The 21,107-nt window shown below is 53.9% G+C and carries 19 protein-coding genes; 8 read left to right on the forward strand and 11 right to left on the reverse strand.

Going from position 1 to position 21,107, the window contains the following annotated elements:
• Window positions 1-158 precede the first annotated feature (158 nt).
• The gene (gene kduD / locus KGP16_RS11960) at window positions 159-920 is read right to left on the reverse strand and encodes a 2-dehydro-3-deoxy-D-gluconate 5-dehydrogenase KduD (protein WP_223501378.1); all 762 of its coding nucleotides are present in this window, start codon (window positions 918-920) and stop codon (window positions 159-161) included.
• Between the two features lie 213 nt (window positions 921-1,133).
• A complete protein-coding gene (gene hxpB / locus KGP16_RS11965; RefSeq protein WP_021804612.1) occupies window positions 1,134-1,799 on the reverse strand; it encodes a hexitol phosphatase HxpB in 666 nt (221 codons plus the stop codon).
• 213 nt (window positions 1,800-2,012) lie between these two features.
• On the opposite strand from hxpB, the gene KGP16_RS11970 reads away from it, so the two are divergent.
• Window positions 2,013-2,573, forward strand: a complete 561-nt coding sequence (locus KGP16_RS11970; RefSeq protein WP_021178205.1) for a YniB family protein — start codon at window positions 2,013-2,015, stop codon at window positions 2,571-2,573.
• Between the two features lie 39 nt (window positions 2,574-2,612).
• Here the strand turns inward: KGP16_RS11970 and KGP16_RS11975 are convergent, their stop codons facing one another.
• The 6 genes from KGP16_RS11975 to ghoS all read right to left on the reverse strand — a co-directional run bounded on the left by KGP16_RS11975 (window position 2,613) and on the right by ghoS (window position 7,937).
• The gene (locus KGP16_RS11975; RefSeq protein WP_021804611.1) at window positions 2,613-3,482 is read right to left on the reverse strand and encodes a fructosamine kinase family protein; all 870 of its coding nucleotides are present in this window, start codon (window positions 3,480-3,482) and stop codon (window positions 2,613-2,615) included.
• A 480-nt stretch (window positions 3,483-3,962) separates the two neighbouring features.
• Window positions 3,963-4,820 carry a metal ABC transporter permease gene (locus KGP16_RS11980; protein WP_021804610.1) on the reverse strand — a complete coding sequence of 286 codons (858 nt, stop codon included), beginning with the start codon at window positions 4,818-4,820 and terminating at the stop codon, window positions 3,963-3,965.
• On the reverse strand, window positions 4,820-5,683 hold the full coding sequence (yfeC, locus tag KGP16_RS11985; protein WP_179247387.1) for an iron/manganese ABC transporter permease subunit YfeC: 864 nt from the start codon (window positions 5,681-5,683) through the stop codon (window positions 4,820-4,822). The genes KGP16_RS11980 and yfeC overlap by 1 nt, the downstream gene beginning before the upstream one ends.
• A complete protein-coding gene (locus tag KGP16_RS11990; protein WP_179247388.1) occupies window positions 5,683-6,573 on the reverse strand; it encodes a manganese/iron ABC transporter ATP-binding protein in 891 nt (296 codons plus the stop codon). The genes yfeC and KGP16_RS11990 overlap by 1 nt, the downstream gene beginning before the upstream one ends.
• Window positions 6,570-7,508 carry a metal ABC transporter substrate-binding protein gene (locus KGP16_RS11995; protein WP_021804608.1) on the reverse strand — a complete coding sequence of 313 codons (939 nt, stop codon included), beginning with the start codon at window positions 7,506-7,508 and terminating at the stop codon, window positions 6,570-6,572. Before KGP16_RS11995 ends, KGP16_RS11990 begins: the two co-directional genes overlap by 4 nt.
• A gap of 129 nt (window positions 7,509-7,637) precedes the next feature.
• Window positions 7,638-7,937, reverse strand: coding sequence for a type V toxin-antitoxin system endoribonuclease antitoxin GhoS (ghoS, locus tag KGP16_RS12000; protein ID WP_071680433.1), 300 nt, complete (start codon window positions 7,935-7,937; stop codon window positions 7,638-7,640).
• Between the two features lie 109 nt (window positions 7,938-8,046).
• Here ghoS and KGP16_RS12005 point away from each other — a divergent pair, with 109 nt between their 5' ends.
• The 6 genes from KGP16_RS12005 to KGP16_RS12030 all read left to right on the forward strand — a co-directional run bounded on the left by KGP16_RS12005 (window position 8,047) and on the right by KGP16_RS12030 (window position 16,033).
• Entirely contained in the window at window positions 8,047-8,709 is a 663-nt protein-coding gene (locus KGP16_RS12005; protein WP_223501379.1) for a transglycosylase SLT domain-containing protein, read from the forward strand.
• 307 nt (window positions 8,710-9,016) lie between these two features.
• Complete coding sequence (locus tag KGP16_RS12010) at window positions 9,017-9,742, forward strand: gluconate 2-dehydrogenase subunit 3 family protein (protein WP_021804604.1); 726 nt, start codon at window positions 9,017-9,019, stop codon at window positions 9,740-9,742.
• A gap of 2 nt (window positions 9,743-9,744) precedes the next feature.
• Window positions 9,745-11,529 (forward strand): GMC family oxidoreductase, encoded by a 1,785-nt coding sequence (locus KGP16_RS12015; RefSeq protein WP_021178195.1) that lies wholly within the window; start codon window positions 9,745-9,747, stop codon window positions 11,527-11,529.
• A gap of 11 nt (window positions 11,530-11,540) precedes the next feature.
• Window positions 11,541-12,881, forward strand: coding sequence for a cytochrome c (locus KGP16_RS12020; protein ID WP_223501381.1), 1,341 nt, complete (start codon window positions 11,541-11,543; stop codon window positions 12,879-12,881).
• 753 nt (window positions 12,882-13,634) lie between these two features.
• Complete coding sequence (locus tag KGP16_RS12025; protein WP_115158418.1) at window positions 13,635-14,519, forward strand: PHP domain-containing protein; 885 nt, start codon at window positions 13,635-13,637, stop codon at window positions 14,517-14,519.
• Window positions 14,520-14,749: 230 nt separating this feature from the next.
• Window positions 14,750-16,033 (forward strand): serine transporter, encoded by a 1,284-nt coding sequence (locus KGP16_RS12030; protein ID WP_021804601.1) that lies wholly within the window; start codon window positions 14,750-14,752, stop codon window positions 16,031-16,033.
• Between the two features lie 37 nt (window positions 16,034-16,070).
• On the opposite strand, the gene KGP16_RS12035 is transcribed toward KGP16_RS12030, so the two are convergent.
• The 3 genes from KGP16_RS12035 to KGP16_RS12045 form a co-directional block, all read right to left on the reverse strand.
• Entirely contained in the window at window positions 16,071-16,757 is a 687-nt protein-coding gene (locus KGP16_RS12035; protein WP_094981806.1) for a MarC family NAAT transporter, read from the reverse strand.
• Window positions 16,758-16,830: 73 nt separating this feature from the next.
• Window positions 16,831-18,195 (reverse strand): MATE family efflux transporter, encoded by a 1,365-nt coding sequence (locus KGP16_RS12040; RefSeq protein WP_094981805.1) that lies wholly within the window; start codon window positions 18,193-18,195, stop codon window positions 16,831-16,833.
• 98 nt (window positions 18,196-18,293) lie between these two features.
• A complete protein-coding gene (locus KGP16_RS12045; RefSeq protein WP_181817497.1) occupies window positions 18,294-18,872 on the reverse strand; it encodes a DUF2239 family protein in 579 nt (192 codons plus the stop codon).
• Window positions 18,873-19,175: 303 nt separating this feature from the next.
• Here KGP16_RS12045 and thrS point away from each other — a divergent pair, with 303 nt between their 5' ends.
• Entirely contained in the window at window positions 19,176-21,104 is a 1,929-nt protein-coding gene (thrS, locus tag KGP16_RS12050) for a threonine--tRNA ligase (RefSeq protein WP_021178149.1), read from the forward strand.
• The last annotated feature ends 3 nt before the right edge of the window (window positions 21,105-21,107 follow it).

The following is a 21,107-nucleotide window of genomic DNA, read 5'->3' on the forward strand; positions in this document are numbered from 1 at the left end:
GCGGTTACCCTGTAACGAGTTGTTAATTTAACGCCGTTTTACAAAGGGTTGAAACGGTGTTTATGACGGACGAGGTATACAGGAAGACTGGTAATGTAGGGGCGCTGCAAATGCTGCGCCCGCTCAAATTCGGAGGAAGGATATGTTCGCAGTGGAGATCAGCGAGCGAGCCAGCCACCGTCTACCGCGAGCGTGTAGCCATTAACGTAGTCGGACGCTGCCGAGGCAAGGAAGACGGTCGGGCCCATCAAGTCATCCGGCGTTCCCCAGCGCCCTGCCGGGATGCGCTCGAGGATCTGCTGGTTGCGGTCTTCATCGGTACGTAGTTGCTGGGTGTTGTTGGTGGCCATATAGCCCGGTGCAATGGCGTTAACGTTAATCTGGTACTGTGCCCATTCATTGGCCAATAGCCGGGTGATGCCGAGTACCGCGCTTTTCGACGCGGTGTAAGACGGTACGCGAATGCCGCCCTGGAAAGAAAGCATCGAAGCAATATTGATAATTTTACCGCCGCTGCCCTGGCTGATGAACTGTTTGGCCACCGCCTGTGCCATAAAGAACAGGGTCTTGATATTGACGTCCATCACCGCATCCCAGTCTTGTTCACTGAAATTCAGGGCATCTTCACGGCGGATAATTCCTGCGTTGTTCACCAGGATATCGATTCTGCCAAACGCCTCAACGGCGGTGGCTAGCAGAGAAGGGATGGCGTCGATATTGCCGAGATCGGCGTTCAGATTCAGGAATCGACGCCCAGTCTGGGTAACTTTGCTCATGGTCTCAACGGGCTGACTGCGGTTCACGCCGATAATGTCGCAACCGGCCTGCGCCAACCCAATCGCAATGCCTTGCCCCAGGCCGGTATTACAGCCGGTGATCAGCGCCACTTTGCCGGTTAAGTCGAAGGAATTCAGAATCATAGCTTTGCTCTCTTGCCGTGAGGGAAGAAAGCACCGGGCTTTCGATGGCAACTGCGTGGCAGTGACAGTGTCACCTAATGGCCCGGTGTTTTCTTTATGCGACTAGCATAATTTGAATGGTGTCTTAATTCAATAAAAATGAAATGGTGTTTTATTTATTTTGCGAGTGCAGGGGGAGGGAAAAGGGCACCGGCGGGGCCGATGCCGTCAAGATCAGGCCAGATGGGCGGCAGTTAACTGCTCTAGGCTTTGCAACTTAAGGTCGGCCAAGGCCCAGCGCGGATCCTGGCTGTATTCGTGCGCAGGGATCACGATCGATTTCATACGCGCTGCTTTGGTGGCAATCATACCGTTGAAGGAGTCTTCCAGAGTAATGCAGTGCTGTGGATCGCTGCCCAGGCGTTCGGCGGCGATCAGGTAGACTTCCGGGTGCGGTTTGCTGTACGGCAGGTATTCGGCTGAAACCAACTGATCGAAATAGCTCTCCAGATCGAACATCTTCAGCACCTGCTGCTGCATATGTAGCGGAGAGGCGGAGGCCAGCCCAATATTTAAATCCAGGCTACGGCACAGTTCCAGCGCTTGTTGCACCCCAGGCAGCAACGGGCGCTTTTCCCGTACCAACTCGATGGCCCGCTCGATAATGCGGCCAGCCACTTCCTCCTGAGAAGGCCCTTGCCACGGCATGGCCTGGAACCACATTCGTACCACCAGATCGATGCGTAAACCCAGCGTATCCGGCAGGTTGTGACGATCGGACAGATCCAGGCCCAATGAGCTGAAAATATCCATTTCTGCCTGTAACCACAGGGGTTCAGAGTCGATCAGTAGACCGTCCATATCAAAAATTGCGGTTGCTATGCGTTGCGAATAAGCCATTAACAATTAACTCCTGCAGCACCAGTAAAAGAAAATGTTTTCGCCACTCTATCATTTTTGTTCAGGTACCTGCACCCTTCGGGCCCGGGGTGTTTTCCCAAAGTACAGGATCTCTCTGGAACTGGGGGGAAGATAAAGAAAACGGTGGGCGAGTTTCATTAACTACAGGTAGACTTAGCGCAACAACGATTGCGTCGCTTACAAGGGGAACACATGACGTATCAACAGGCTGGGCGCGTTGCCATACTGAAACGCATTTTCGGATGGGTCGTTTTCATCCCGGCGTTACTGTCAACGCTGGTTTCACTGCTGGGTTTTGTTTATCAACACAGTGAGAAGTCCAGAGGGATCAACGCCGTGATGCTGGATTTTGTCCACGTCATGGTCGACATGGTGCGCTTCAATACGCCATTCCTGAATATTTTCTGGTACAACTCACCGGTACCGGACGTGGATAAGAGCCTGTTTAGCGGCGCTAATCTGATGTTTATCATTATCTATTTCCTGATTTTTGTCGGCCTGGCATTGCAGACTTCCGGTGCGCGCATGTCGCGTCAGGTGAAGTTTATCCGTGAAGGATTGGAAGATCAGATGATCCTGGAACAGGCCAAGGGCAGCGAAGGGCACACGCGTGAGCAATTGGAAGAGCGGGTGACGTTGCCACACCACACCATTTTGCTGCAATACTTCCCGCTGTATATCTTGCCGGTGGTGATCGCCGTGGTGGCTTATTTTGTGCTCAAGCTGCTAGGGCAAATGGCCGGAGTGGCGTAGATCTGCAAAGAACGGGCGCCCTATGCGGCGCCCATGACATTACAGCGTCTCTGGATGGAGCAGCTTGTCGATGGCCCGCTGCGCCATGACCAGATGTTGGCCGCCAAACAGGTTGCTGCGGTTGAGCAGGTAATAAAGCTGATACAGCGGCTGGCGTTCGATAAACCCGGCCTCTAGCGGCCACACGCTCTGATAGCCGTCATAAATCTGGGCGGGCAATTCAGGATAAAGCGGCAGCATCGCCAAATCACACTCTCTGTCGCCCCAGTAGCAGGCTGGATCGAACAGCAAAGGCCCATCCGCGGCCTGAGCACAGTTGGCTGGCCACAGATCGCCGTGCAGCAGGGAAGGCTGCGGCTGATGGTGTTGCAACCGCAGATACACCACGTCAATAATTTCATCGATATCTCCGAAGGTCATGCCCTTTTCCGCCGCCAGCTGTAGCTGCCAGCCGATGCGTTGCTCGGCAAAAAATTCCGCCCAGCGGCGTTGCCAGGCATTGGGCTGCGGTGTGGTGGAAAGGTCGTTATCGAAGTCGAGGCCGAACTGCGGTTGTTCGCTCCACTGGTGCAGGCGGGCCAGTTGTTGCCCGAGGCAGTGCGCCCCGTGCGCATCCAGCGGCTTAAGGGGTTGATACTCCAATAGCAGGAAACTGTAATCGCGATCGCTGCCAACCCCATACACCTCGGGGACGCGCACGGTCTTACTGCGAGCCAGCAAGGCCAGTTGATCGGCCTCCGCAGTAAATATCGGCAGCATTTCGCGGGTATCACATTTAACAAACACCTCGCTGTCACCGTAACTCACGCGCCACGCCGGGTGGATTTCTCCCCCGGGCAGTTCAGTCCTTTCGCGGATTTCTGCGCTGCCAAGATGTTCACTCAACAGACGGCTAACGGCTTGCCACATAGTAATCCCCTTCTGTGTTGCCTGCGATTTCATTAGGTTAGCGTCTTTCCTGCTGCGAAAACACGATGTGGCGCACAGCTGCGCCATCTATTGACGAAAATATCATCGCCGCGTGTCTGGTCAAAGTATATACGCTATTGATTAATTTAAGTACGCTTATGCTGAATGCTGCTTGGTTCAGGCTAACTTGCCGAGTTCCTTGTTACACGGGAAACGTCATAGTAGGGATTTTCCCCTCACCCCAACCCTCTCCCACAGGGAGAGGGGGCTGGAGCGGAGCCGCGGGTAGGGGCAGGAGTCAGTCTGTGGCACGTTTTGTTCTCTTTCCCACAGGGAGCGGGTGGCGTAAAAACCGTTATCGGTGTTCGATAATACTAGACCACATCAGGGAGCGGGTGCGGAGCCGTGGGTAGGTGCAGGAGTCAGTCTGTGGCACATTCTGTTCCCTCTCCTGGGGGAGAGGGTTAGGGTGAGGGCGGCTTAATGGTTTTTAACTACGGTGATTTCGTTGCGTTGCACGGGTTTGAAGTGGCTATAGAGCAGGGCGATGACAAACAGCAGCGCCTGTACGATCACGATGCACGGCCCGGTTGCGCCGTCGATATGAAAGCTGATCAGTGTACCCAGCACACAGGAAAAAACCGAAGCGATGGTGGCAACAATCAACATCCGGTTGAAACTGCGGCACAGCGTGAACGCAATAATCCCCGGTGCGATCAGCATCGCAATCACCAGGATCACCCCCACCGCCTGTAGCGAGGCCACAATGGTTAACGCCAGCAGGCACAGTAAGCCGTAGTGCAGTAACTTCACCGGCAGGCCGATAACGCGCGCATGATTGGGATCGAAACAGTAGAGCATGAAGTCCTGGCGCTTGAGCAGCACGATCGCCAGCGTGATCCCGGCGATCCACAACGTTTGCCGTAGCTCACCGTCGGTGATCCCCAGCATATTGCCGAACAGGATATGGCTGAGGTGTTGATCGGTATCGATGCGGGCAAACAGCACCAGCCCAAAGGCAAACATGCCGGAGAATACGATCCCCATCACCGTGTCTTCTTTTACCCGGCTGTGTTCTTTCAGATAGCCCGTCGCGACCGCGCAGAAAATGCCGGAAAGAAATGCGCCAATCACCAGCGGAATACCGAACACAAAGGCCAGCACAATGCCGGGGAGCACGGCGTGAGAAATGGCATCACCCATCAGTGACCAGCCTTTCAATACCAGATAGCAAGACAACACGGCGCAGACGACACCGGTGACGATAGCCGCGATGATGGCGCGTTGCATAAAGGGATAGGCGAACGGCTCAGAGAGCCATTGCAACAGGAGTTCCATCAGTTGCCCTCCGGAGAATTGCTACGGTTTACGCGACGTTTTGAGGCTAACAGCCCGTGCTTCGGTGCGAACAGGAAGGCCGCCAGGAACACCAGCGTTTGCAACGTGACGATCACGCCGCCAGTGGCCCCATCGACGAAGAAGCTGAGGTAGGCACCCAAGCCGCTGGTCAAGGCACCGATCGCGATGGCGATAATCACTAGCCGGCCAAAACGGTCGGTCAGCAGATAGGCGGTAGCACCGGGAGTGATCACCATGGCGATCACCAGGATGGCGCCGACGGTTTGCAGCGCGGCCACGGTGCAGGCGCTAAGCAGGGTAAAGAACAGTATCTTCAACTTGAGTGGCGAAAGCCCGATCGACACCGCGTGGTTTTCATCGAAAAATACCGCCAGCAGGTCTTTCCACACCAGGCATAAGATCAGTAACGAAACGCCGATAATAATCTCCACCTGCAACACGTCTTCATCTGCGATGCCGAGAATGTTGCCGAAGATGATCGACTGCACGTTCACTGAGGTAGGATTGAGCGAAATGATCAACAGGCCGACGGCGAAAAAGGTGGAGAAAATAAAACCGATAATCGCATCTTCACGCAGGCGGGTAATGTGGCGTACCAACGTCATCGCCAGCGCGGCCAGCATGCCGGTGAAAAACGCACCGGCTGCATAGGGCAGGCCGAGGGCATAGGCACCGGCCACCCCAGGCACCACGGAGTGGGAAAGCGCATCCCCCATCAACGACCAGCCTTTCAGCATCAGATACGCTGACAGAAAAGCGCAGGCCGCACCGACGATGGCGCTGACCCACATCGCCTTGACCATGTAGTTGTAGTTGAACGGTTGCAGCAGGATCTCGAGCATCAGGGGTTATTCTCCTTTTGCTGACTTTGCGCCGGAGGATCGCTCTTGGTATGGCCATAAAACACCGCAGGGCGCTCGTCATCGGTGATTACCGTCACGGTGCGGGGATCGTTGTCATCGTGCAGATCGGGCCCGGAGAGGTTGATATGGCGCAACACGCCACCGAACGCCAGTTCCAGATTGCTTTGCGTGAACGTGGTCTCGAGCGGGCCGGCGGCAAGCACGGTACGGTTAATCAGGATCACTCGATCGCAAAACTCCGGTACGCTGCCGAGGTTGTGGGTCGATACCAGGATCAGGTGCCCCTCATCGCGCAGCGAACGTAACAGATCGATAATGGCGTTCTCGGTTTTGACATCTACGCCGGTAAAAGGCTCATCAAGCAGCAGCACCGTTCCCTGCTGAGCCAGGGCACGGGCCAGGAATACGCGCTTTTTCTGCCCGCCGGAAAGCTCGCCGATCTGTCGGCTACGTAATTCAGTCAGGCCAACGCGTTCCAGCGCCTTATCGACCCGCAGCCGGTCTTCCTTGGTAGGAATGCGCAAGAAGTTCATTTTGCCGTAGCGGCCCATCATCACCACGTCTTCCACCAGCACCGGGAAGTTCCAGTCAACCTCCTCGGTTTGCGGCACGTAGGCGATAATGTTTTTCTTCAGCGCGGCGACAACCGGCTGCCCGCTCAGCGTCACCTGGCCAGATGTCGGTTTTACCAGGCCCATGATGCTTTTGAAGAGGGTCGATTTCCCGCTGCCGTTAACCCCTACCAGCGCACAGATCGAACCACCGCTAAGGGTAAAACTGGCGTTATGGATCGCCGTATGGCCGTTGTTATAGGTGACCGATACGTCATCCACGCTAAGTTCGGGGCGGATAAAGGTCTCTGCACTCATTGATTGAATCCTTTGGCGATGGTCTGCACGGTGGCATTGAGCAGATCGATATAGGTGGGCACCGGCCCGTCGGCGGCAGACAGCGAATCGACGTACAGCACGCCGCCGTATTGTGCGCCGGTTTCTTTGGCCACCTGCTTGGCAGGCTTATCCGAAATGGTGCTTTCGCTGAACACCACCGGAATGTGGTTGGCCCGCACGGTATCAATCACCCGGCGCACCTGCTGCGGTGAGCCCTGTTCGTCGGCATTGATTGGCCACAGGTAGACTTCTTGCAACTGATAGTCTTTGGCCAGATAGCTAAAGGCGCCTTCGCTGGTTACCAGCCAGCGCTGGGCTGCCGGAATACGCGACAAACGCTCGCGTAGCGGGGCATCCAGCGCCGCGATTTTTTCAGCGTAGGCTTTGGCATTGCGGTTATAGGTTTCGGCGTTATCAGGATCGTGCTGCACCAGCGCTTTGCGGATGTTCTCGATGTAGATCAGCGCATTGCTTGGCGACATCCAGGCATGGGGGTTTGGATTACCGTTATACGGGCCTTCGTGGATCGGCAGCGGGGTGATCCCTTCGGTTACCACGGCGGCGGGCACCTGTTTGATATTTTCGAAGAAGCGTTGGAACCAGCGCTCCAGGTTCATCCCGTTCCATAAAATCAGATCGGCGTGCTGTGCCTTAACGATATCCCGCGGCGTGGGCTGATAGTCGTGGATTTCCGCCCCAGGCTTGGTGATGGACTCCACTACGGCAGCGTCGCCCGCCACGTTCTGGGCGATATCCTGGATAATGGTGAAGGTGGTCACCACGCGCAGCTTTTCCTTTGCCGAAGCCGGTTGGCTCACAGCAACAACGCTAAGGCATATGCAGAGCAGGGCAAGGGGGCGAAAGTGGGACAAGCTAAAACGACGACGAGTAAATACGTTGTTTTTCATTGGCATGATGACGTCTCCTTATTCAAATGAAAATGATTATCAATATCAATTGAGCGGAAGTCAAGCATCACCAAGCTTTGCCAAGGGGTTATGTTGTTGTTAATGAAATAGTACCGCCGTGTGAGTTATAACATTTTATGTATCGGGATGTAACCGCTTAAAGTAATCACTGCCAGTGACTATTTCCACTTCGGGTTTTGCCCCCAATGCCACCTCGCCCAAGCCTTGTGCCAACTGTTTGACATCTTCTTGATTTAATGGCGTTGTTAGCGAAAAACTGTTGATCCCCAGCTCATGGGGAATGCCGTTGCTGTCGCTGAGCATGGTGGAAAAACCGGCCAGCGTCATTTGTCCGGTTAATTTGGCTAAATCGGTTAAGCTCTGTTCCGGATAGGTGAAAGTCACCACAAATCCTATGGACGAAGATTGACTCATAAATCACCTCTTGGTATATGGATAGCCTGAGAATAGACCAAAAAAGTTATGCAGGTATCCTTACCCGTTGTATATGCTACGCAACTCATTGAAAGGAGTGAGGGATTCTGTGAAAACAAAAATAGGTTGCCTGATGGCAATCGTACTATTAGCCGGTTGTGCGAAAGATCCGCAAACAACCGGCAACCAGGCAGGCAGTGGCACTTCGGGCGGTTGGCTCAAAACCCCAACGCAAACACCAAGCAACCGTACCGGGACACCGGTCGCTTATAACGATTATATCCGTCAGGCTGCCAGCAACTATGGCGTCGACGAAACGCTGATTAAGGCGATCATTCAGGTGGAGTCCGGGTTTAACCCGAACGTGGTCAGCACCTCGAATGCCGTGGGGCTCATGCAGCTGAAAGCCTCAACCGCTGGACGCGATGCTTACCGTATGAAGGGAAAGAACGGGCAGCCAAGTTCACGTGAGTTGAAGGATCCGGCGGTCAATATTGATCTGGGAACAGCCTATATCAATATTCTTCAAAGCCAGCAGCTAGCCGGGATCACCAATCCACAAACGTTACGCTATGCCACCATCGTTTCCTATGTGAACGGGGCAGGCGCGATGTTACGGACCTTCTCATCGGATAAACGTGTGGCGGTAAACCGCATCAATCAGATGAGCCCGGACGAGTTTTATCAGCATATCCAGAAGAAACACCCGGCACCGCAAGCGCCGCGTTACTTGTGGAAGGTTACCACTGCTTATCAAGCGATGGCTGACTAGCCTCAGATTGCCTACAGCCGGCCCCAATAAAGGGCCGGTTTTGCTATTTCTTGCCGGTAAAAATGTGCTCTGCATCCCATTTCCGTTGTTCTCCCGCCTTTTGAACTAAAAAACCGCACAAATTGTTAATTTTACATTAACAAAGAAAACTTTACGCTCAATCAAATAGTTACCGGTAACATTGCTGCCAAAGCTCACATTCTGACCTTCAAAAAATAAACAATTACGTAACAATATATGTTTAAACTCCGTATGGAACGCGAGGTTGAGGTTAAATAGTTGTGATTTTTTTTGGAAGGAATGTGCTATGTCGAACGATAAAACCAACAACTCCCGGCGTGATTTCTTGCTGAAGTCGATGACGCTGATCCCCGCAGCCGTTATCGGTGGCAGCGGTGTGAGTGCCCTGACGGCGCCCACACCCGTGCTTGCCGCTAGCGACACCCCCAAGCAGGCTGACTATCAACCAACCTTCTTTACCCCCGAAGAGTGGGCCTTTGTCCAGGCGGCGGTCGCGCGTTTGATCCCTGCGGACGAGCGCGGCCCGGGCGCTTTGGAAGCAGGCGTGCCGGAGTTTATCGATCGGCAGATGAATACGCCTTATGCCACCGGCTCAATCTGGTACATGCAAGGGCCGTTCAATCCCGATGTTGCACCGGAAATGGGTTATCAACTGCCGTTGGTGCCGAAACAGATTTATAACCTGGGTATCAGCGACGCGGATGCCTACAGCAAGAAAACGGCAGGTAAAGTATTCGCCGAGCTGGATGGCGCACAACAGGATGCGCTGTTGCAGAAGTTTGAATCCGGTGAGGCCGAGTTTGCGCAACTGCCTGCCAAGCTGTTCTTCTCTTACCTATTGCAAAACACCCGTGAAGGTTTTTTCAGCGATCCAATCCATGGCGGTAACAAAGAAATGGTGGGATGGAAGCTGATTAATTTTCCGGGCGCGCGCGCCGACTTTATGGACTGGGTTGAGCGAGGGGAACGTTATCCCTTCCCACCAGTATCGATTCGTGGGGAGAGGGGGTAATTATGGCAACGGTAATGAAGAAGCAGGATGTGGTGATCGTCGGTTTTGGTTGGGTTGGTGCCATTATGGCCAAGGAGTTGACCGAGGCCGGGCTAAACGTGGTGGCGCTTGAGCGTGGCCCGATGCGCGATACCTACCCAGACGGCTCCTACCCGCAGGTGATCGATGAACTAACCTATAATATCCGCCGCAAGTTGTTCCAGGACCTTTCTAAAAGTACGGTGACCATCCGTCACAACACCAGCCAAACCGCAGTACCTTATCGCCAGTTGGCGGCTTTCCTGCCGGGTACCGGAGTGGGCGGAGCTGGCCTGCACTGGTCTGGCGTGCATTTCCGTATCGATCCTATCGAGCTGCGTATGCGCAGCCATTATGAAGAGCGCTACGGTAAAAGCTTTATTCCAAAAGACATGACGATCCAGGATTTTGGGGTGAGCTACGACGAACTGGAGCCGTTCTTCGATAAGGCCGAGAAGGTATTCGGCACCTCCGGCACAGCCTGGTCGGTGAAGGGGCAGTTGGTGGGTAAAGACAAAGGCGGAAACCCCTTTGCACCAGACCGTTCTGACCATTTCCCACTGCCAGCGCAGAAGAACACCTTCTCCGCGCAGCTGTTTGAAAAGGCGGCGCGTGAGGTGGGTTATCACCCTTACAATCTGCCCTCTGCCAATACGTCAGATTCCTATACCAACCCCTATGGCGCGCAGATGGGTCCTTGCAACTTCTGCGGTTACTGCAGCGGTTATGCCTGCTACATGTATTCCAAGGCGTCGCCAAACGTCAATATCTTGCCAGCACTGCGGATGGAGAAGCGCTTTGAGCTGCGCACCAACGCTAACGTGCTGAAAGTTAACCTGACCGCTGACAAAAGCCGGGCGACCGGGGTGAACTATATCGATGCCCAGGGGCGTGAGATTGAACAACCTGCCGATCTGGTGATCCTCGGGGCCTTCCAGTTCCACAATGTGCATCTGATGCTGCTCTCCGGCATTGGCAAACCTTACGATCCACAGACCGGTGAAGGGGTGGTTGGGCGTAATTTTGCCTACCAGAACATGACTACCATCAAGGCGTTCTTTGATAAGGACGTCCATACCAACCCGTTTATTGGCGCGGGCGGTAACGGCGTCGGCGTGGATGATTTCAACGCGGATAACTTTGATCACGGCAAAGAGGGCTTTGTCGGTGGCTCACCGTTCTGGGTCAACCAGGCGGGTACCAAACCGATCTCCGGCCTGCCAACGCCTCCTGGTACTCCAGCCTGGGGCAGCAAGTGGAAAGCCGCGGTGGCGGATGCCTATACGCACCATGTCTCTATGGATGCGCATGGCGCGCACCAGTCCTATCGTAGCAACTATCTCGATCTCGATCCGACCTACAAGAACGTCTTTGGCCAACCGCTGCTACGCATGACCTTCGACTGGCAGGAAAACGACATCAAGATGGCGCAGTTTATGTTCAACAAGATGGCCCCGATCGCCAAGGCGATGAACCCGAAACTGATTTCCGGCAGCCCGAAAAACGCCAACAGCCATTTCGATACCACCAGCTACCAAACTACGCACATGAACGGCGGGGCGGTGATGGGAGAAGATCCCAAGACCAGCGCGGTAAACCGTTATCTGCAAAGCTGGGACGTGCATAACGTGTTCTCGATCGGCGCATCGGCCTTCCCGCAGGGGCTAGGCTACAACCCGACCGGCACCGTTGCCGCGTTGGCCTACTGGTCTGCCCGTGCCATTCGCGAGCAGTATCTGAAAAACCCAGGCCCATTGGTGCAGGCATGAGGATGCGAGTGATGAAAGCTTTGGTTCCCGCACTGGTACTCAGTGCACTGAGTTTTTCCGTTTTGGCGCAGGACGCGACGGTCAGCAGCGAATTGCTCAAACGTGGTGAATATCTAGCACGTGCCGGTGACTGTGTGGCCTGCCACACCAATGGTAAAAACGGTGTGCCCTTTGCTGGTGGTTTGGCGATGGAAACGCCGATTGGCACTATCTATTCCACCAACATCACCCCGGACAAAACCACCGGCATTGGCGATTACAGTTTTGCAGATTTCGACAATGCGGTACGCAAAGGTGTCGCCAAGAACGGCAGCACCCTGTACCCGGCGATGCCTTATCCTTCGTTTGCGCTGGTGAAAGAGGAGGATATGCGTGCCATGTATGCCTATTTCATGCACGGCGTGCAACCAGTCGAACAAGCGAACCAAGACTCCGATATTCCCTGGCCGCTGTCCATGCGTTGGCCACTGCACATCTGGCGTTCGATGTTTGCACCAACACCGGCTGATTTTGCGGCCAACGCCAACGCCGATCCGGTTATCGAACGTGGCCGCTATCTGGTCGAAGGGCTTGGGCACTGCGGGGCATGCCATACGCCGCGCAGCCTGACCATGCAAGAGAAGGCGTTGAGCAACACGGAAGGGGATGACTACCTGTCTGGCAGTAACGCGCCGATCGACGGTTGGGTAGCATCCAGCCTGCGTGGCGATAATAAAGATGGCTTAGGCACCTGGAGCGAGAGCGAACTGACCGAGTTCCTGAAAACCGGCCGCAACGATAAGTCGGTGGTATTTGGGGGCATGAGCGACGTGGTCGAACATAGCTTGCAATATCTCAGCGATGAGGATTTGACCGCGATCGCCCGCTATCTGAAAATCTTGCCGCCGAAAGACGGTAAACAGCAGGCCGCTCCGGTTGAAGACAGCGTCGCCAAAGATTTGTGGCGTGGTAACGACAGCAAGCCCGGAGCCGCGCTGTACGTCGATAACTGTGCCGCTTGCCACCGTACAAATGGTGTTGGTTACAAGCGTGCCTTCCCGGCACTGAAGGGCAACCCGGTGGTGCAGACCGAAGACGCGACCTCGCTGATCCACATTGTGCTGGTCGGCAATACCACGCCAGCAGTGAAGGGGGCGGTTTCCAACCTCACCATGCCACCGTTTGGCTGGCGCTTGAACGACCAGCAGGTAGCTGACGTGGTGAACTTTATCCGCTCCAGCTGGGGTAATAATGCCAAAGCCATCAGTGCTTCCGATGTAGCTGACGTGCGTAAGGATCGTTCAATTATCCGCGATGAGAAGGCGATGGGCAGTTCTACTGTCCCAGAGCCAGCGCCTGTGGGTGTCAAGTAATCCTCACAAGGGCCTCGTTCGAGGCCCTTTATTTATCTCAACTATCCTTAAATAAGTTAGAGTTGCTAATCATTTCATGGTGTGTGATTTTTAATCACTTTTAACAGCCCATTCCTGGGTCTTTAGACTATTTGACCTGAGATTTTTACCTTTCTGCGAGATATTGCACTTCATATTTGTTCTATGTCACTGTTATTGATTGAGTTGTTCTAATTTTATTTATTGGTGAATAAAAATTTCATTAATGTTATTAATGTTAATCGCAAGGGAGCGTTGAAACCAAAGGGAGGCTATGGGCGTGATGGTAATAGTTTTATTAATTGTGGTGTACGTTTCCATCGCTTTTGAGGTTGATAGACGTAAGCGTATCTGTATTAGTCTTGGTCGAAAATATACCTACAGAAAGCGCATCAAGTTCAAAAGGAAATGTGCGAGGTTAATCGATACGCTGCTTTTCCGAACATGATGCGTTGCGGTTTGCCATCTTTGGCAAAAAAGCAGATTTCATCAGGTGAGATGCCCTGGAAAAGTGGGGCATTTTAGATAGATGACCAAGTAGCCACAGCTATTTGGCACCGTCAATGCCTGTTAACAGTCTGCACCGTTATCCATCTCGTCAACATGTCGATCTACATCCCGTGAGCAGACCCACGCTTTTGTGATCCTGACGATACAAAGTGTCAAATCCACTGTATGCATTCAAGGGCGGCTTTAGTATGGTCTTGGTTTGAGCATTCGCCAAAGGACATTGCCATGGAAAAAATCGACCTGCATATGCATTCCAACTACAGCGATGATGCAGACTTCCCGGTTGAGACGCTGATTGCACGCTGCCTGGCCAACGGCATCAGTACGTTGGCGGTGACCGACCATAATAATGCCAATTCGGTGCCGGAAGCCAAGGCGCTGGCATCGTCCAGCCTCAATGTCCTGTCTGGTATCGAGATCGACTGCACCTTCGCTGGGCGCAACTTCCACCTGTTGGGCTACGGGTTTACCCCCAGCAATGACTTTGTTGAAATCTATAACAATTTCAGCAGCATTCAACGGGAACTGACGCCGCAGAAGTTTGCCAAGCTGCGTGGGTTGAAATTCCATCTGGATGAGCAACGCCTGGAGCAGGTATGCGGTGGCGCTATCCCGCAGGAAGAGCAGATGGGCGAGGTGATACTCGACGATCCACGTAATGATGGGCATCCATTGCTGATGCCTTATCGACCCGGGGGGGAAAGGGCCGATATGCCACTAATCAACTTCTACTGGGACTTCTTTGGACCAGGGAAGGTGTGCTATATGCCAGTCACCTATCCCGCCATGAACCGCATGGTGGAGGTGATCCGCCATAATGGGGGAATACCGATCCTGGCGCATATCGGTGCCAACGTTAAGCAGGACCATACTCAAGTCATCGATGACATGCTGAAGATTGGTGTGATGGGGGTCGAGGTGTTCTCAAGCTATCATTCACCGGAGTTGGCCAGCCAGCTGTATGAGTTTGCCCTGAGCCGCTCGGCGTTTGTTACCTGTGGCAGCGACTTCCATGGGCGTAACAAGCCAAAAATAGAAGTAGGGCAATGTAGTTACGGCCCGCAGCATATTGGCGAAATACGCCGGTTTGTCGCCGCCGCCAGCGCCTAAGCTTTGTTTCATTCCCTATGGCTCGTGGGCGGCATAGGCTGCTCACGAAGCGCGCAGTTAACCGCCGAAATATAGACCATTCCAGAGATTTTCTTTATCCTTTGCCGTCCTTTTATCAGGTAGGTGAATTTCTCTCGCCATTAATATCCTGTTTTATATAAACATTCTACGGAGAAGGGAGTTTCCGTCGGGCGCAATCGTTGGCGCTGTAGATTAAGGTAAGCTGTCTCATGAGTACGATTTCTCCAGATCATGGCAGGTTGGCCATTGCTCAACCTGCCAAATGGAACAAGACCGACACCGTCTGGATGTTCGGGCTTTATGCCACGGCCGTGGGTGCCGGCACCCTGTTTCTGCCGATCAATGCCGGTCTGAATGGCCCATTGGTGCTGCTATTGATGGCACTGTTCGCTTTCCCTCTGACTTATTTACCCCATTTGGCACTAACCCGTTTTGTCCTTTCCGGCTCGAGCCGCGATGGCAACATTCAGGACGTGGTGGTCGAACATTTCGGCGTGTTAGCCGGCAAGATCATTATGGTGCTGTACCTGATGGCGTTTTTCCCCATCGTGCTGGTCTACAGTATTTCCATCACCAACGCGTTGGACAGCTTTCTGACCCATCAATTTCACTTTGCCCCGGTACCCCGCATCTGGCTGAGTTTGGCGGTGGTGGTGGTGCTCAATTTGGTACTGCTGCGTGGAAAGGATACGATCGTGGCCGCGATGGGCGTTCTGGTATTCCCATTGCTGGTGTTTCTGATGGGGATTTCGCTGTATCTGGTACCCACCTGGCAGACCGAGAACTTTGTCAGTGGTTTGGCCAACACCCAATTTGACAGCCCCGACCTCTGGCATTCGTTGTGGTTGGCGGTCCCGGTAATGGTATTTTCCTTTAGCCATGCGCCGATCATTTCGTCGTTCGCTTCCACCCAGAAAAGCTTATATGGTGACAACGCTGAGCGCCGTTGTGCGCGGATTATGCGTTACAGCTACCTGCTGATTTGCGTCACCGTGCTGTTCTTCGTGTTCAGCTGCGTGCTGAGTCTTTCGCACCAGGAGATGGAGCAGGCGAAAGCACAGAACATCACGGTGTTGACCACCCTGGCCAACAAATTTTCCAACCCGCTGATTGCCTATCTTGGGCCGGTGATGGCGATGTTGGCGATGGCAAAATCCTATCTTGGTACTTCATTAGGCGTTACCGAAGGGGCAACCAGTCTGATCGATGGGCTAACACGCGCCGTTGGCAAGCCACTCACTGCAGTCACAACCCATCGTATTTCCGGTGTGGTGCTGTTCTTGCTGACCTGGGCGGCCACCGTTTGGAATCCGAGCGCCTTGCATATCATTGAAACCATCAGCGGTCCGCTGATTGCGGTGATCCTGTTTATTCTGCCGATGTATGCGGTGCGCGCGGTTCCGGCTATGCGCCGTTATCGAGCATTGAGCAATGTCTTTGTGCTGGTGATGGGGCTGATTGCGCTTTCCGCTTTGGTTTACGGTTTGGCATAGGGAGCAAGTTGGCCCCGCAACAGCGGGGCCGGTAGGGTTAGGTCATTGGTACGTAGGTAGAAATCAGCTCCAACACGCCGTTGATAATAAACTGCACGCCCATACACACCAGCAGGAAGCCCATCAGGCGGGAAATGGCCTCAATACCGCTTTCACCAACCAGTTTCATGATCGCCGTGGAACTGCGTAAACAGACCCACAGAATGATCGCTATCGACAGGAAAATGGCCACCGGTGCGGCCAGCAGCACCCAGTGGGCAAAGCCCAGGGTATTTTCGTGGACGCTGGATGAGGTACTGATGATCATGGCGATAGTACCCGGCCCGGCGGTGCTTGGCATGGCCAGCGGGACAAACGCGATATTGGCCGAGGTTTTCTTGTGCAGCTCTCTGCTTTTGGTTTCTACCTCCGGTGTTTCATCGGCACTTTGCTGTGGGAACAGCATGCGAAAACCGATAAAGGCGACAATCAACCCTCCGGCGATCCGCAACCCGGGGATGGAAATTCCAAAAGTGCTCATCACTAGCTGACCGGCATAGAACGCGACCGTCATGATGCAGAACACGTAGACCGAAGCCATCAGCGACTGATGGTTGCGTTCTTCGTTGGTCATATTTCCCGACAGACCGAGCAGCAACGCCACGGTGGTTAGCGGGTTGGCCAGTGGCAACAGTAGGGCCAGCCCAACCCCGATGGCCTGAAACAACTGCAGAATACTCGACATATAACAAACCCCAGCAAAAGAATGAAATGGGGGCGCAGTCACTACGCCCAAATAAGTACTGTGGCTATCCGTGTCAGACTAGACGCTCAATTTTTCTGTTCCTCCATACCAACCTATAAAACGTTGTTTGCAATGCCAGCATTGTCAAATAGGCGATAGGGAATGCCATCCATACCCCCTCCAAGCCAAAGTGATTGCTGAGCAGGTAGGCCGCTGGCAACTGTACGGCCACGATGCAGAGAATGGATATTGTCACCGGTACCAACACCACGCCACTGGCGCGCATGATGCCGCCGACAATCGCCTGGAAACCAAATACCAGCATGCTCCACAGCATGATATGCAATAAATGCTCCGCTTCTGCCAATACTACCTGGCTGGTCAGGAACAGACCCAACAGCCAATGTGACAGCAGGTAGACCAGAATAATCAACGAACCGGTCAACCAGAGGTTGATATACAACCCGGTACGCAAGATGGGGGCAATGCGTTCGGTTTTGCCAGCGCCGATGGCCTGAGCACCCAAAATAGAGGCGGTGATGGCAATCGACAGGGCCGGGAATTGCACATAGTTAACGATCTGTGTCACGGCGCCGTAGGCTGCCGTGGCATCCGAACCGTGGCGGTTGACCAGCGTCAGGATGATCAATTCAGAGATAGAAATTACCACCATTTGTAAACCGGTGGGCAGGCCAATACGTAACACTTTGCGTAGCACCACCGTATCCAGCTTGAGCGCGGCCAGCATGGCCCGATCGGGGGCCAGCACGTGTTTTTTGCGGCGCAGGCGCAATGTCAGATACACCATCGCCACTGCGTTACCGACCATACCCGCCAGAGCCGCGCTCTGTATGCCCATGGGGGCAAAACCCAGCCAGCCACGGATCAGGGCCGGGGTGAGCAGCAAGCCGACGATGGTAGACAGCAGTAGGGCCAAGAGTGGGGAGATCGTGTCACTGACGCCGCGCAGCAACTGGGTGAACAACACAAATACCAGCAGCAAGGGCATAATCAGCATCATGATGCGGGCGTAAGAAACCGCCTCTTCCAGCACGTCCGCTGGCGTGCCTAGGGCTTGTAGCGCCTGGCGAGCGAACAGACTGCCAAATACTGCCGCCAGTAAGCCAAGCGTCACGCCCAGCATCAAGGCCGTACCGGCAATGGTTTTGACTTTTTCTGGTTCATTCGCGCCCCATGCCTGCCCAATCAGCACCGAGGCACCGGCACCAACGCCAATCACCAGTGAGATAAAGAAGAACACCACCGGGAACATGCCAGAGATGGCGGCCAGTGCAGGGGTGCCGAGCATCTGGCCGATATAGATGCCGTTCAGCGTGCCTGAAAATCCTTGCAGGAAGTTGGACAGCACCATAGGCACCAAAAAGATCAGATAGATGCGCCAAAGCGGTGGCTGCTTGTGCTGCGGACGGGTTTGCATTTAATCGTTTTTCCTGCGCCTGAAAGACGTATAAAGAGCTCTAGTGATACTGAAACTCATATGTAGGGGCGCCGCATGCTGCGCCCGCCGGGTTATTATCACCGGGGGAAGGCATCGCGAGTCATCCAGGCCAGATGTGCCTGGATATCGGCAGGCCAGTGCACAATGCGTTCGGCAAACAGCTTGCCATCGTGGCCAAACAGTGCACGCGTGGCTTCTTCATAGCCTGGTAAAGAACCGGCGATGGCGCTCATAAATCGATAGCTGTTCTCTTTGATACGGCGTTCATTATCCTGCTCGACCGAGGTGCGCCGGGCTTCATCAACCAGACGACGTAGTGCCGCAGAGGCTCCACCACGCTGTTGTGCCAGCCATTCCCAGTGACGGGGAAGAAGCGTCACTTCGCGGGCTACCACGCCGAGCCTGGGCCTCCCAACCGAGGGCTGAGCTGCCGGTTCGCCATCAAGCTCAGTGACATCGCCATCAGGCTGGGGCCAAACGTAGCCTGCTGGCCAAGGGTAATCCACTTGGGAGCCGGTAGCATCATCAAACACTAACAGTCCTCCGGCAGTGAGATCCAGCGCAGCCAGTGCTTGTGCAACTTCGGCATAAGACCCGGTGGCTACCCGTTGATGCTGCAAAAATGCGGTGCAGCTTGGCGTATTGATGGTTTTCATGTTTTATATCCGGGTTAAATTATTTTACCCGGGTAATTTGACCGAGTCATCGTGGTAAGTCAAGCCCAGATCGATTCTGCTGCAGAGTAAACTGCGCTTTATTTATCCTCTACAGTTTTAATGTTACTATTCGCAAGGCTGTGAACAGCCACTGGAGGTTCGCGTGTGACTAACGGACCAAGTTGTGCGTCAATCTGGCAATTGTGGGCGAGATATGAAGCATAACTGACTCAACACTAACCAAAATATCTGTACTGCATGTGATCTGTCGTGTGGGTCACCACTGTAGATAAGGAATTATGAATGCCTGTTATTACTCTTCCTGACGGAAGTCAGCGTCAATACGACCATGCCGTTTCCCCGATGGATGTTGCCCGTGATATTGGCCCTGGCCTTGCCAAAGCCTGTATTGCCGGCCGCGTTAACGGTGAACTGGTCGATGCCAACGATGCTATCGAAGCCGATGCACAACTGGCTATCATCACCATCAAAGATGCCGAAGGCCTGGAAATCATGCGCCACTCCTGTGCGCACCTGCTGGGTCATGCGATCAAACAGCTCTGGCCCGATACCAAAATGGCCATTGGCCCGGTGATCGACAACGGTTTCTACTATGACGTTGACCTCGACCATACCCTGACGCAGGAAGATCTGGATCTGCTGGAGAAGCGGATGCATGAATTGGCCGACAAAGATTATGACGTCATCAAGAAAACTGTGAGCTGGCAGGAAGCCCGCGACACCTTCGCAGCCCGTGGCGAAAGCTACAAGGTAGCGATTCTGGATGAAAATATCAGCCATGACGATCGCCCAGGCCTGTATCATCACGAAGAATACGTGGATATGTGCCGTGGCCCGCACGTGCCGAATATGCGTTTCTGCCACCATTTCAAACTGCAGAAAACCTCCGGTGCCTACTGGCGTGGCGACAGCAAAAACAAAATGCTGCAACGTATCTACGGCACTGCCTGGGCAGACAAGAAGCAGCTGAATGCCTACCTGCAACGCCTGGAAGAAGCGGCCAAGCGTGACCACCGCAAGATCGGCAAGCAGCTCGACCTGTATCATATGCAGGAAGAAGCCCCTGGCATGGTGTTCTGGCATAACGACGGCTGGACCATCTTCCGCGAACTGGAAGCCTTTGTGCGCATGAAGCTCAAAGAGCACCAGTATCAGGAAGTGAAAGGGCCGTTCATGATGGACCGCGTGCTGTGGGAAAAAACCGGCCACTGGGAAAACTACAAAGACGCCATGTTCACCACGTCTTCAGAGAACCGTGAATATTGCATCAAGCCGATGAACTGCCCGGGCCACGTGCAGATCTTCAACCAGGGCCTGAAGTCTTACCGTGACCTGCCGCTGCGTATGGGCGAGTTCGGTAGCTGCCACCGTAACGAGCCATCAGGTTCGCTGCATGGCCTGATGCGTGTGCGTGGCTTCACCCAGGACGATGCCCATATCTTCTGTACCGAAGATCAGGTGCGTTCCGAAGTGAACGACTGCATCAAAATGGTCTACGATATGTACGGTGTCTTTGGCTTCGAAAAGATTGTGGTGAAACTGTCCACCCGTCCAGAGAAGCGCATTGGGACTGACGAAATGTGGACTCGAGCCGAAAACGATCTGGCCGCTGCGCTGACTGAAAACGGGATTCCGTTTGAATATCAGCCGGGTGAGGGCGCTTTCTACGGACCAAAAATTGAATTTACCTTGCATGATTGTTTGGATCGCGCATGGCAATGTGGTACCGTGCAACTCGATTTCTTCTTACCGGGCCGTTTAGGCGCGTCGTATGTTGGCGAAAACAACGAACGCGTGGTCCCGGTAATGATACACCGTGCTATTCTTGGCTCCATGGAGCGCTTCATCGGTATCCTTACCGAAGAATATGCCGGTTTCTACCCGACCTGGATTGCTCCAGTGCAGGTAGTGGTGATGAATATCACCGACAGCCAGTCTGATTACGTCCAGCAATTGACCAAAAAACTGCAAGATGCAGGCATTCGGGCAAAAGCGGACTTGAGAAACGAGAAGATTGGCTTTAAAATTCGCGAACATACTTTACGACGGGTTCCATACATGTTGGTGTGCGGTGATAAAGAGGTCGAATCAGGCAAAGTTGCCGTTCGTACCCGCCGTGGCAAAGACCTGGGGAGCCTGGACGTACAAGAAGTCGTAGACAAGCTGCTACATGAGATACGCAGCCGAAGTCTTCATCAACTGGAGGAATAAAGT

This window comes from Serratia sp. JSRIV006, from assembly GCF_019968685.1.
Lineage (GTDB): Bacteria > Pseudomonadota > Gammaproteobacteria > Enterobacterales > Enterobacteriaceae > Chania > Chania fonticola_B.